Genomic DNA, 13,158 nt, shown 5'->3' with positions numbered 1-13,158 from the left:
TGGCGTCGCATCACCCGACATTGATCGCGCGCGTCGTCTTCCCGGCAATTCGACGCCGATACCCGGCAGGAACACGCACGACGCGTCATTCGACGTTGTCATGCGGCCTTCTGTTGCGCTTCACGTCAATCGCGGGAACGCCTATTTGTCTAACGAGAATCGAGGAACCGCATCATGCCAGCTCCCTTTGATGCAGACAGAACGTGGCAGTCCATGATGGCGCTCCTCTCGAGCGAGATCGAAATACAGTTGCCCAGTGTGTCTGCCCGCGTGCGCCCCAAGCGGGGCGAATGCGATTTTTCGAAATGCGCCATCCGGGTTCTGGAGCGCCATGGACGAACCTCGGCAACAGTCGCGTGGAGCGACGCGACCTCCTGCTGCTACGGCGAACAGGTATGGCGGCGCCGCACTGCAAGGAAGGCCGGGGTGTGCGCCCTGAGCGGCCAGGCTATTGCAACAGGCGACGCCATCTATCGACCACGGCCTGCCCGGCCGGCACCGCGAAATATCGACGCGATGATTCTGGCCACAGTCATGGAGGCTATCCCTGTGGAGGTCGTTGCCTGACCGCTCAGGTGCCCCTCTTCACACCGCTCAACCCGCGTCGAGCGCCCATAGCCTCGCCGGGCGGATTGCAGATTCATGGAATAGCCGTCCCAGTCCCCGCCACCTATTCTGATGAACGTCGCATAACGAAACGTTCAATCCGGTCACTACTGCGTGGTAACGGCACCGCGGAACCCGATGTGACGTCGTGCCGAATGGGCGTCCCGCTGGGCACTTCGCGGCAACCGCATCAACACTTCGTCCTGGAGCGATGGCACGGTTTAAAAGCGCTAATTCCCGGTCTTCATCGTCCCCTCTCAAAGCGCGGCACGCTCACGCGGGACAGGTTTCTTCTGTTCTCTCGGGGCACATCCGATTTGAAGCAATTCTTTAATTTACGGAGATGCGAAATGGCAACGATAGCTGCCGACTACATGGTTGGTGCACTGGTAAATGCCGGCGTGAAGCGTGTGTTCGGTGTGGTGGGAGATTCGCTGAATGGCTTCACGGACTCCCTGCGCCGGGACGGCTCGATTGAATGGATTCATATGCGGCACGAGGAAAGCGCGGCTTTCGCCGCCGGTGCCGAGGCTCATCTCACGGGACAACTCGCGGTCTGCTGCGGAAGCTGCGGTCCGGGCAACCTGCACCTCATCAACGGCTTGTTCGACTGCCATCGCAGCGGTGTGCCGGTACTCGCTATCGCCGCGCATGTCCCAAGCACGGAAATCGGCATCGACTATTTTCAGGCGACCCACCCCGAGGTGCTCTTCAAGGAGTGTAGCCACTACGTCGAACTGGTTCACAGTCCTGACCAGCTGCCGCAGATTTTAGGCCGTGCCATCCGGACCGCCGTTGCGCGTAAAGGCGTCGCTGTGGTCGTCATACCTGGAAACGTGGCACTGGGGCCGCTTACAAAACCGGTGCCGAACTGGAGCGCGCCCGCCGCTCCGGTGATTCGTCCAGCGAACGACCAGGTCGCGGAACTCGCGCGTCTGTTGAACGGATCGTCGCGCGTGACGTTGCTGTGTGGCGCGGGTTGCAAGGATTCCCATGCCGAAGTCGTGGAACTCGCCCGCAAGCTGCAAGCGCCAATCGTGCACTCGCTGCGAGGCAAGGAATACATCGAATACGACAACCCTTTCGATGTCGGGATGACGGGACTTGTCGGCTTCTCGTCCGGCTACTCCGCGATGAAGAGTTGCGACATGCTGCTGATGCTCGGCACCGATTTCCCCTATCGACAGTTCTACCCGGAGAAGGTGACCATCGCGCAAGTCGATACACGGGCGGAAGCACTCGGCAATCGATGCCCGATAGAACTCGGCGTATTGGGAACAGTCAAGGATACGCTCGGCGAACTGCTTCCACTGATCCGCGAGAACACGGACAGCAGCTTCCTGAATCGCGCGCTCGACGACTATCGCAAGGCTCGCGAGAGTCTGAATGCGCTGGCGGAGCCGGAAGTGGGCAGCAGCACCATTCATCCGCAATACGTGACCCGGCTCGTCAGCGAACTCGCGGACGAGGACGCGATCTTCTCCTGCGACGTCGGCACCCCCATCGCGTGGACAGCCCGATATCTGAAGATGAACGGCAAACGACGCCTGGTGGGTTCATTCAATCACGGCTCGATGGCGAACTCGCTGTTGCACTCGATCGGCGCGCAGGCCACCTTCCCTGACCGGCAGGTCATTTCGATGTCGGGTGACGGCGGCTTCACCATGATGATGGGCGAATTCCTGACGCTGATCCAAACGGGTTTGCCGGTCAAAGTCGTCGTGCTCAACAATGGAACGCTGGGCTTCGTGGAAATGGAGATGAAGGCCAGCGGGTTCGTCGATACGGGATGTGACCTGAAAAATCCGAACTTCGCCGCCATGGCCAACGCGATCGGAATCAAAGGGATACGCGTCGAGCACCCCGCCGAGCTGGAAGGCGCGCTAAGCGAAGCATTCGCCCATCCGGGTCCGGCACTCGTCGACGTGGTGAGCGCACGTCAGGAGCTCGTGATGCCTCCTGCGACCACCACCGACCAGGCTTACCACTTCGGTTTGTTCATGCTCCGTGCCGTCATGGACGGCCGAGGCCAGCAGCTCATCGACCTCGCAAAGGTCAATCTGTTCCGCTAGTGCAGTGCGTCCGCGCCGCGCGGTAGCCCGTACCCGGTCGAACAGCAACCCAATGGAACGCTAACCATGTCCAGCAAGGTCGTCAGCACAGGAAATATGGCATCAGGCCGCGAGCAAATACACATTGGCTTCGTCATCGCATGGCTCTTTTGTGCCGCGTTCTACTTCATGCAGTACGTGCTGCGTTCCGCGCCGGGCGTGATGATCCCGGAGCTGAGTGCGGCGTTCGCGCGCGACGCGCTGGGCGTCGGCGCGCTCGTCGGCCTGTACTACTACACCTACGCGCTGTTCTCGATCGTTTGCGGTGCGTTGCTCGATCGGCTCGGCGGCAAGGCCGTCATTCCGGCCGGCATCGTTCTGGTTGCCGTCGGCGCGGCGCTGTTCGGCCTGGGCAGCGTGGAGGCCGCGCAGTTCGGCCGCCTGCTGCAAGGCGCGGGTTCGGCGTGCGGGTTCATCGGCGCGGTGTATCTCGCCACGCACGGCTTTCCCCCGCGTTCGCTCGCCACGGCAGTGGGATTCACGCAATGCTTCGGCATGCTGGGCGGCTCCGCGGGTCAGTTCGCCGTGGCGCCGCTCATTCATGGCCTCATCACATGGCAGCAGTTCTGGTGGCTGTCCGGCCTCGTCATCTTTCTGATCGCCGCGCTGGTGTTCGTCGTGACGCCGGCCGGTCATGACGACAGTCCGGCCAGCCAGGGATCGTGGCTGAAGATGTTCGCGCCGTACAAGGAAGTACTGTCCAATCCGCAGTCGTATCTTTGCGGCTTCTGCGCCGGCCTGCTGTTCCTGCCCACTACGATAGGCGACATGATCTGGGGCATTCCGTTCCTGCGCAACGGTCTCGAAGCCAGCTATACGGAGGCCGTCAATCGCGCGAGCATGGTGCCGCTCGGCTGGGTGATCGGCTGCCCGCTGTTAGGCTACCTGTCCGACCGTCTCGGCCGGCGCAAACCGGTGTTGATGGCCGGCGCGCTGCTGATGCTTGCATCCGGCGCGGGCATTTTCTATCTGCCAACCGGTGTGGCGCCGCCTTACGTGCTCGGGCTGCTGCTCGGCATTGGCTCAGGCGCCGCCATGCTGCCCTACACGGTGATCAAGGAAGTCAACCCGGACAATGTGAAGGGCAGCGCCAGCGGCGCGATCAATTTCCTGGTGTTCACGTTCAGCGCGTTGCTCACGCCTGTGTACGGCAAGCTGCTCGCCCACCTGGCGAAAGGCGGCACAATTAACCTGCCGGTGTTCCGCGCAGCCGGCTCGTGGCTGCTCGGTGGCATCGTGCTCGCCATGGTGCTTGCCATGTTCATGCGCGAGACCGGACCGCGCGGACGCGCGAACGCGTGAGGCTGACCATCCGGGCCAGCCCTCCCCGCCTACGCGCCTCACCATACGGAATGACTCAACGGCTCACAGACACCGCTTAGCCATTGTCGGCCATGACTATGCGCGCTTGAACTCGCCGTCTCGCAACCGCCAGAGTCCAAGCGCGTTGTCATCATGGAGCGGTTCTGGAAGAAGCGCTGCCGGCAGATCCTGGTAGCAGACCGGTCGCAGAAAGCGCTCAATTGCATTCGTTCCAACCGACGTGCTGCGCGAATCGGAGGTCGCCGGGAACGGACCGCCATGGACCATCGCGTGGGATACTTCGACGCCCGTGGGGAAGCCATTGGCGAGAATCCGTCCCGCCTTCCTTTCAAGCGTGGGCAAAAGCCAGCGCGCCAGTTCGTAGTCCTGTGGCTCGAGTTGCAAGGTCGCCGTCAACTGTCCTTCGAGGTGCTCCGCAACCGCAATCATCTCGTCAATATCCGCGCACGTAATAACGAGTGACGTCGGTCCAAAGATCTCTTCCTCAAGCTCAGCGTTGGCGAGGAAACCGGCGGCGCTAGTCGCGAACAATACGGGGCGTGCCGGGCACGAGACATTGGTCTGCACACCTCGCGCCAGGTCTTGAACACCGCTTGTCCCGCTGCGCCGCTCGATCGCGGATCGGTAGGCGGCTGAAATGCCTGGCGTGAGCATGGTCTGTTCTTCCTTCTTCGCCAGCGCCACGGACAACGATTCGACAAATACGCGCGCCGGTGGACTGTCGAGCAGAATCACGAGGCCGGGATTCGTGCAGAACTGGCCGACGCCGAGTGCGATCGAATCAGCCAATGCGCTCGCCATCGCATCTGAACGTTTCTCGAGTGCGCCCGGCAGCACAAAGAAAGGATTGATGCTACTCATCTCGGCGAACACGGGAATAGGCTCCCGACGCTTCGACGCAATATCGACCAACGCCAACCCTCCGCGCCGCGATCCGGTGAAGCCGACGGCCTTGATCGCCGGATGCGCAACGAGCGCCTCACCGATTTCGTTTCCGCCGCCGAACAGCAGCGAAAACACGCCTTCGGGAAGTCCGTTGTCGCTAACCGCACGCTGAATCGCCCGTCCAACGAGTTCCGACGTACCGAGATGCGCACCGTGAGCCTTGACGACTACCGGACACCCTGCCGCGAGCGCCGAGACCGTGTCGCCGCCCGCAACCGAAAAGGCCAGCGGGAAGTTGCTTGCGCCAAATACCGCGACCGGTCCCACTGGAATCTTCTGCAGACGAAGATCCGGGCGTGGCAGCGGCTTGCGCTCCGGCAGCGGCGAATCAAGCGTCGCACTGAGCCAACGCCCCTCTCGCACCAGCGCGGCAAAGAGTCTCAACTGGCCAACGGTCCGGCCGCGCTCTCCTTCGATCCGTGCCTTGGGCAGTCCGGTTTCAACATGGGTGCGTTCGATCAGCACCTCGCCGATCTCGAGGATATTGTCCGCAATGGCCTCGAGAAACTTCGCCCGCGTCTCCAGCGGAATGTTCCGGTATGCGTCGAACGCCTTGCCCGCCAGGCTGCAAGCCAACTCGACATCGGCACGGTCACCGCCGCCGAACGGCGGTTCTATTTCGATTCCGCGAGCAGGATCGAAAGCGCGCAATACCGCCGCACTGCCGCGAACCGCACGCGCGCCTATTAGCATCTCGCCAGTAATTTGCATTTGAAAATCTCCATCAGGTTGTGTGCGGCGATCTGAAGCTTCAGCTTTCCGCTTCTGAGCACGCCCGTTACCGCGATACGGGACCGAACAGTTTCACACCTTGCGGCGCGGCGTTTCGATCCAGTGATATTCACTGATACCTATAGCGACGCCTCGAGCATCATCTGATAGTCCTCCTCCGATGCGATACGCGGATTGGTCTTGTGGCTATGATCCTTCAGCGCGCCCTTGATGATGCTGGGGAACATCTCGCGCGTCACACCCACCTCGGCTAAACCGGTCGGCAATCCCAGCCGGCTGGTGAGGGCTTTGACTGACGGGCCGACCTCCGCCGCATTATCGATAGCCATTGCCTGCGCAATGCGCGCGAGTTTTCCCTCTTCACGCATGCTCGGCGCCTCACGATTAAATTCGATCACCGCCGGCAGGAAAATCGCGTTCAGCGTGCCGTGGTGCAGCCGAGGATCGATGCCGCCCAACGCATGGCTCAAGCTGTGTACGCAGCCCAGGCCTTTCTGGAACGCCAGCGCGCCCTCCATCGAGGCGCTCATCATATTCAGCCGCGCCACGCGGTCGTCCGGGTGCGCAGTCGCACGTTCGATGTGACGCCAGGCGCGCCACAACCCATCGAGCGCGATACCGTCGGCCGCGGGATTGAACGCGGGCGACATGAACGTTTCGAGGCAGTGAGCGATCGCGTCCATGCCGGTGGCGGCAGTCAGCGCAGGCGGCAGTTTCATCGTCAGTTGCGGGTCGCAGATCGCCGACTTCGGCACGACGAACGGCGAGATGACGCCCACTTTGCGGCCATCATCCAGAATCAGAATCGCGCCTCTGCCCACCTCGCTGCCGGTGCCCGCCGTAGTCGGAATCGCGATGACGGGTGCGGTGGCCGACGTGATGCGCGCCGCCCCGCCTTCGATCACGGCGAAGCTCTGCAGGGGGCCGCTATGCGTCGCACAGACGGCGACGCCTTTCGCGAGATCGATCGAGGAACCGCCGCCGACGGCAATGATTCCGTCACAGCCCTGTTTCCTGAATTCCTCCACCGCATCACGTATGGCGCTTTCATTCGGATTGGGCGGAGTACGGTCGTAGACAGGAACATCCGGACCACTTCCTAGCGCCTCCAGCACGCTGTCGACGATTCCAGCATGCCTGACTCCCCGGTCGGTCACGATCAAGGGGCGGTGTATGCCAATTCGTTCGCACTCGCTTTTCAACAGGCGAATCGCGCCAAAGTCGAACTGAATCTGGGTGACGTAATTGATAAGCGACATGGCGATGACCTGCAGTTATAGTAAGGATATCCCCTCAGTGCCGTTCACCGGCTACGCCCCGGGTTTACGTTAGAGCGTTCCCTTGTTAAATAGGGACTTCGTGAAGCAGTATAAGCAACAGACCGTTTCTGAGAAATTGAGAACATTTGATATCGCTATAACTTTTACTCAACCCTGAATGACACCTTCGCTTAACTCCATCGTCTCCCGGCTGCACCTCAAACAGCTGCGGCTGCTCATCGCGCTTGGCGACCAGGGCTCGCTCCTCAATGCCGCCAAACAGGTGGCACTTACCCAACCCGGCGCCAGCAAAGCGTTACAGGAAATCGAGACCACCTTCGGAACGCCGCTTTTCAATCGCACGAATCGTGGACTCGAGCCGAATGCGGTCGGCAATTGTGTGATCCGCTATGCCCGCTTGATCCATACCGATCTCGCCCATCTGCGCGAGGAGATTGTCGGGATCATGCGTGGGCACGGAGGAAGAGTTGCGGTGGGCGTCATCATGGGCGCGGTCCCGCGACTGACCGAAGCGATCAGTGCCCTGGTAGCCAAACACCCCGAGATGTCCGTCGAGATCGTCGAGGACACCAGCGCGACGCTTCTCAATCTCATCGACGCGGGACGCCTCGATCTGGCCGTATGCCGGACCACGATCAGTCAGACCCCCTATCTATACGAGAGCACGAAGGTTCAGGACGAGACATTGGCGGTCATCGCCAACGTGCAACATCCCTTGTGCGGCGTAAGGGAACTCGCACTTAAAGATCTAGCCGACTTCAGGTGGGTGGTTTATCGGGCCAATATGCCCATGCGCATGCTGCTCGAACGCGAATTCCGCGAGGCGGAGATCAGATTTCCGCTGCACCTGCTCGAGACGACTTCGGCGTTCGCGACCCTCTCGTTGCTGCAAAGCAATCCGACCTTCGTCGCGCTGGTCTCGATCGACGTTGCGCAGTTCTTTACCCGTCACGGCATCACGCGAATTCTGCCGCTGCAATTGTCTTCACGTAGTGAGCCGTATGAGCTCGTTACGCGCAAGGGCGCGCCGCTCACACCAGGCGCACGCCACCTGATCGAGGAGATCATGGGCCATTTGACGTAACGGTTTTGGACGCGATCGGATCAGACCGTCTGCACAGCTCAACGCTCGATGTCCGTCCCGCGAGCCGCCTCGATCAGATAGTCGACGAAGGATGCAATCCGCGACGAAATCGCCGTATTGCGATAGTAGACCGCGTTGATCGGTTGCTGGACGTCCTGCGTCTGACGCGGGAAAAGCTGCACAAGCGTGCCTTCGCGACGGTCGCGCGCGGTCATGAAGTCAGACAGACACACGATGCCGGCGCCCGCCAGCGCAAGCTGTCGCAGCGTCTCGCCGCTCGACGACGAGATAGTGGGCGCAATGCGATACGGCTCGTTGTCCGCCCCGAGTATGGGCCAGACGTTGAGCGATTCGGGCTGATTGAATCCCAGCAGCGAACGCTTCGCCAGTTCGTCGACCCGTTTGGGGAGGCCGTGCGATTTCAGATATTCCGGGCTTGCGAGGATACGCAGACGGCTGCTGCCAATTGGTTTGCCATGTAACGTCGAATCCTTCAACCGGCCGATCCGGATGGCCACATCGGTACGCCGCTCCAGCAGGTCGATGATCCCTTCATTGCTATTGAACTCCAGCTCCACGTGCGGATAGCGTTCGCGGTAGCCCTGCACGAGCGGCACGATCACGTGCAGCATGAACGGCGTGGCCGCGTCGACTCGTAACCGTCCCGACGGCCGTTCGCGACGAGCGGCCATCTGTTCCTCCGCCCCTTCCACCGAGGCAATGATGGCCCGCGCGTCTTGCAGAAACGCCCGCCCTTCTTCCGTCAATTCCAGACGGCGCGTGGTGCGACGCAGCAGCGTGGTTTTAAGCTTGTCCTCAAGCCTTCCCAACGTGCGGCTCACCGCCGAAATGGCTAGATCGAGTTGCTGCGCGGCTGCGGTGATGGATCCTGTGTCGACAACCGCCACGAAGGCCTGCAACTCATCCAGTGTGATTTTCATTTTTGATTTTAAGTCAAAACATTTCCCTTTATAGACCGGCCTTTGGTCAAAAGTAAAGGGGCACACTTTGCTCTGTGTTGATCGAAGCCAGGCACCAGAGTCCCGACGCGACCCTCACCGAGATTGCTACTGAGGTCCTTTCCTGTTCCCACTCGCAACGTTCGAGCTTTTTGTCTGGGCACTTTCCGTCTGAAAGGCCAGGACAGTGCAGTGAACCCGTTCGATGCCCCGACGGATTGGACCGCTGGTTTGAGTTGAAGCGGATAGACAGCTTCAACTCAAACGACAACGCTGCGGCGCATGGAACCAACCGCGCATCAATTCGACACCGAGTCCGTGTGAGCGGCCGGCATAGCCGCGGTTTTCATCGCCCCTGCCTCGTCCGTGTGGTGCTGGATCGCGTAGATCTCGCGATTGCGGGCGATCGTGGCGTCCGACGGCGGATAGTCGCTGTTGCGGGACGGAACCAGTCCTTCGGCCTGGGCCTGTTGCAGTTGTGCCATGACTTCCGCATGCGTCAGCCCCGACGGATTGGATTGCGCAAAGGCGGCGCTGCCGAACGACAGGCTGAGGGCGGTAACGGCAAAAGCGGTAAGCAGTTTCATGATGTCTCTCCGATGGTGTGCAAGAAATGAGTGGCCTGAACCACGCTTCACATTCTTGTCATTTCACCTGTCGGCGCACTGACCCGCAGATTACGGTTCTGTTAACCGCATGCAAGCGATAAAAGAACTCCAGATAACAGACTTGTAATTTATCGGACCGTAGCCCGTAAGCCCCCGGCCATCACACTCCTGACTCATGAAGCGCATGCCATGCGCCGTCCGTTGCATTGAAAAGACGGGCGCTTCCATCTGCCTCTTTTCAGGAAACCGTCATGTGGATCGTCAAGCTCGCGCTGCGCCGGCCCTACACATTCGTGGTCCTCGCCGTGCTGATCTTTATCATCGGCCCGCTTGCGATACTGCGCACGCCGACCGATATCTTTCCGAACATCAACATTCCGGTGGTCAGCATCGTCTGGTCGTATAACGGCTTCTCCGCGCAGGACATGGCGAACCGCATCACGTCGAATTACGAGCGCGCGCTGACTTCCGACGTCGACGATATCGAGCACATCGAGTCGCAATCGCTGAACGGCGTTTCAGTGGTGAAGATCTTTTTCCATCAGGGTGCGGACATCAATCGCGCGATCGCCGAGGCCGCGTCCAATTCGGCGTCGATCCTGCGGGTGCTGCCGCCCGGCACGCTGCCGCCGAACATCATCACGTACAACGCGTCGACGGTGCCGATCCTGCAGTTGGGGCTCTCCAGCGACACCTTGTCCGAACAGCAGCTCTACGACCTCGGCAACAGCCAGATCCGCACGCAACTGGCAACGGTGCAAGGCGCTTCGGTGCCCCTGCCGTTCGGCGGCAAGGTCCGCCAGATCATGGTCGATATCGACCCGCGTGCATTGCAGGCCAAGGGCCTCGCACCGCTCGACGTGGTCAACGCCGTGAACGCGCAGAATCTGATCCTGCCGGGCGGGACGGCCAAGATCGGCACGAAGGAATACAACGTGCAGATGAACGGCAGCACGGACACGGTCGCCGCGCTGAACGACCTGCCGATCAAGACGGTGGCCGGTGGCGTGGTGTATGTGCGCGATGTGGCCCATGTGCGCGACGGCTATGCGCCGCAAACCAACATCGTGCGCAGCGACGGCAAGCGCGCGGCACTGCTGACCATCGAGAAATCCGGCAGCACGTCGACGCTGACGATCATCCAGCAGGTCAAGGCGATGCTGCCGCATATCGCGGCCGGCTTGCCGAGCGCGTTGCATATCACGGCGCTAGCCGACCAGTCGGTGTTCGTCAAATCCGCGGTGGTCGGCGTCGCGCGCGAAGCGCTGATCGCCGCCTGCCTGACCGCGTTGATGATTTTGTTGTTTCTCGGCAGCTGGCGCGCCACGCTGATCATCGCTGTTTCGATTCCGCTCGCGGTGCTGACCTCGCTGATCGCGCTGGCCGCCCTCGGCCAGACCATCAACATCATGACGCTCGGAGGCCTCGCGCTCGCCGTCGGGATTCTCGTCGACGATGCCACCGTCGCGATCGAAAACATCACGCATCATCTGGAGAATGGCGAGCCGCTGCATGACGCGATCCTGAACGGTTCGGGAGAAATCGCCGTGCCGACCTTCGTGTCGACGCTGTCGATCTGCATCGTGTTCGTGCCGATGTTCCTGCTTTCCGGTGTCGCGCGCTATCTGTTCGTGCCGCTCGCCGAAGCGGTGGTGTTCGCGATGATCGCCTCGTATTTCTTCTCGCGCACGTTGATCCCGACGCTCGCCATGTACCTGATGCGGCCGCGCGGCAATGCGCCGGTGACGGGCAACGGACCGATCGCGCGTCTCGTACGTTTTCAGGCTGGCTTCGAGCATCGTTTTGAATTGCTGCGCGAACGCTACCGCGGCGTGCTCGCCGCGGGGATCACCCGCCCGCGCCGCTTCGTCGCGATCTTCCTGCTGCTGTGCATCGGCTCGCTCGCGCTCGTGCCGTTTGCCGGACGCGACTTCTTTCCCGCTGTCGATACCGGCGAAATCCGGCTGCATCTGCGCGCCCCTACCGGTACACGGATCGAAGATACCGCCAGCCTCACCGATGAAGTCGAAGCCCGCGTGCGCAGCGTGATTCCCAAACAGGAGTTGTCCGCGATGCTCGACAACATCGGCGTGCCGGTGAGCGGCATCAACCTCACCTACGATTCGTCGGACCCGATTGGCCCCGAAGACGCCGACGTGATGATCACGCTCGCGGCAAAACACAAGCCGACCGCGGCCTATGTCGCGACCCTGCGCACGACGCTCGCCAAGGATTTCCCGGGCGTGAGCTTCGCCTTCCTGCCGGCCGACATCGTCAGCCAGATTCTGAATTTCGGCCTGCCCGCACCGATCGATATCCAGATCGTCGGCAATAAGCTCGCTGCCAACCGCGTGGTGGCGAACCGCCTGCTCGCGCAACTACGCGGCGTGCGCGGCCTCGTCGACGCGCGCATCCAGCAGCCGGGCGACGAGCCGGCGATCAACGTCAACGTGGACCGCACACGCGCAATCCAGGCTGGCTTGCTGCAACGCGACGTGTCGCAGAATCTGCTGATCGCGCTGTCCGGCAGCTCGCAGACCACACCGAATTTCTGGCTCGATCCGAAGAACGGCGTCAGCTATCCGCTGATGGCGATGATGCCGCAGTACGACATCGACTCGCTGCAGGCGCTGGCCAATATTCCTGTGGCGCCAAGCGGCAGCGCGGGTTCTGCTGCAAGTAGCGCGGCCGCTTTTGCCAATGGCGCCGGCGCTGCTCCGCAGAACCTGCTCGGCGCGCTGGGCACGCTGTCGCGCGGCACTCAGCAAGCCGTCGTCTCGCACTACAACGTGCAACCCGTACTCGACATTTTCGCCTCGGCGCAAGGCCGCGACCTCGGCGGCGTGGCCGCCGACGTGAACCGTCTGGTCGACCAGATCCGGCCGCAATTGCCACCGGGCGCGTCGATCGTCGTACGCGGCCAGGTGCAGGCGATGCACGACTCGTTCGCCGGTCTCGCCAGCGGCATGGTGTTCGCGATCGCCCTCGTCTATCTGCTGATGGTCATCAATTTCCAGTCGTGGCTCGATCCGTTCATCACGATCAGCGGCTTGCCGGGCTCGCTCGCGGGCATCGCGTGGATGCTGTTCAGCACCGGTACCCGGCTGAGCGTGCCGGCGCTCACCGGCACCATTCTGTGTATCGGCATCGCCACGGCCAACAGCATTCTCGTGATCAACACCGCGCGCGAACTGCACCACGGCGGCAAGCCGCCCCTGCAGGCGGCGCTGGAAGCGGGCTTCAGCCGCTTCCGCCCCGTCTTGATGACCGCGCTGGCGATGCTGATCGGCATGCTGCCCATGGCGCTCGGCCTCGGCGACGGCGGCGAACAGAACGCGCCGCTCGGCCGCGCGGTGATCGGCGGGCTCGCACTCGGCACGGTCTCCACGCTGCTGTTCGTGCCGGTCGTCTACGGGATGGTGCATGCGTGGCTGGACAAACGCCGCGCCGCCCGGCAGAGCACCCAGGAAGCCGACCTTGCCGCCCGCACCCATTGATTCCGACGAGAGC

At 61.8% G+C, this 13,158-nt stretch carries 9 protein-coding genes; 5 read left to right on the top strand and 4 right to left on the bottom strand.

Annotation, left to right across the window (positions count from 1 at the left end):
• The first annotated feature begins 213 nt into the window (after positions 1-213).
• The 3 genes from P0D84_RS08095 to P0D84_RS08085 all read left to right on the top strand — a co-directional run bounded on the left by P0D84_RS08095 (position 214) and on the right by P0D84_RS08085 (position 4,019).
• Positions 214-567, top strand: a complete 354-nt coding sequence (locus P0D84_RS08095; protein WP_408334593.1) for a DUF3331 domain-containing protein — start codon at positions 214-216, stop codon at positions 565-567.
• 389 nt (positions 568-956) lie between these two features.
• Positions 957-2,678 (top strand): ubiquinone-dependent pyruvate dehydrogenase, encoded by a 1,722-nt coding sequence (poxB, locus tag P0D84_RS08090; protein WP_408334590.1) that lies wholly within the window; start codon positions 957-959, stop codon positions 2,676-2,678.
• Positions 2,679-2,744: 66 nt separating this feature from the next.
• Entirely contained in the window at positions 2,745-4,019 is a 1,275-nt protein-coding gene (locus tag P0D84_RS08085) for an MFS transporter (RefSeq protein ID WP_408334587.1), read from the top strand.
• Between the two features lie 96 nt (positions 4,020-4,115).
• Here P0D84_RS08085 and P0D84_RS08080 read toward each other — a convergent pair whose 3' ends face one another.
• On the bottom strand, positions 4,116-5,696 hold the full coding sequence (locus P0D84_RS08080) for an aldehyde dehydrogenase (NADP(+)) (protein ID WP_408334584.1): 1,581 nt from the start codon (positions 5,694-5,696) through the stop codon (positions 4,116-4,118).
• Between the two features lie 140 nt (positions 5,697-5,836).
• Positions 5,837-6,976 (bottom strand): 4-hydroxybutyrate dehydrogenase, encoded by a 1,140-nt coding sequence (gene gbd / locus P0D84_RS08075; RefSeq protein WP_408334581.1) that lies wholly within the window; start codon positions 6,974-6,976, stop codon positions 5,837-5,839.
• A gap of 178 nt (positions 6,977-7,154) precedes the next feature.
• Here gbd and P0D84_RS08070 point away from each other — a divergent pair, with 178 nt between their 5' ends.
• The gene (locus tag P0D84_RS08070) at positions 7,155-8,081 is read left to right on the top strand and encodes a LysR family transcriptional regulator (protein ID WP_408334578.1); all 927 of its coding nucleotides are present in this window, start codon (positions 7,155-7,157) and stop codon (positions 8,079-8,081) included.
• A 38-nt stretch (positions 8,082-8,119) separates the two neighbouring features.
• On the opposite strand, the gene P0D84_RS08065 is transcribed toward P0D84_RS08070, so the two are convergent.
• Together P0D84_RS08065 and P0D84_RS08060 are read right to left on the bottom strand one after the other, a co-directional pair.
• Positions 8,120-9,022, bottom strand: a complete 903-nt coding sequence (locus P0D84_RS08065; RefSeq protein WP_408334575.1) for a LysR substrate-binding domain-containing protein — start codon at positions 9,020-9,022, stop codon at positions 8,120-8,122.
• A 317-nt stretch (positions 9,023-9,339) separates the two neighbouring features.
• Entirely contained in the window at positions 9,340-9,627 is a 288-nt protein-coding gene (locus P0D84_RS08060) for a DUF4148 domain-containing protein (RefSeq protein ID WP_408334572.1), read from the bottom strand.
• Positions 9,628-9,899: 272 nt separating this feature from the next.
• Here P0D84_RS08060 and P0D84_RS08055 point away from each other — a divergent pair, with 272 nt between their 5' ends.
• Entirely contained in the window at positions 9,900-13,145 is a 3,246-nt protein-coding gene (locus tag P0D84_RS08055; protein ID WP_408334569.1) for an efflux RND transporter permease subunit, read from the top strand.
• Positions 13,146-13,158: the final 13 nt, after the last annotated feature.

The organism is Paraburkholderia sp. RL17-337-BIB-A (assembly GCF_046025895.1).
GTDB classification, from domain to species: Bacteria; Pseudomonadota; Gammaproteobacteria; order Burkholderiales; family Burkholderiaceae; genus Paraburkholderia; species Paraburkholderia fungorum_C.
Note: the sequence above shows the minus strand (reverse complement) of the source record. Positions and strands in the feature narration are given on the sequence as shown.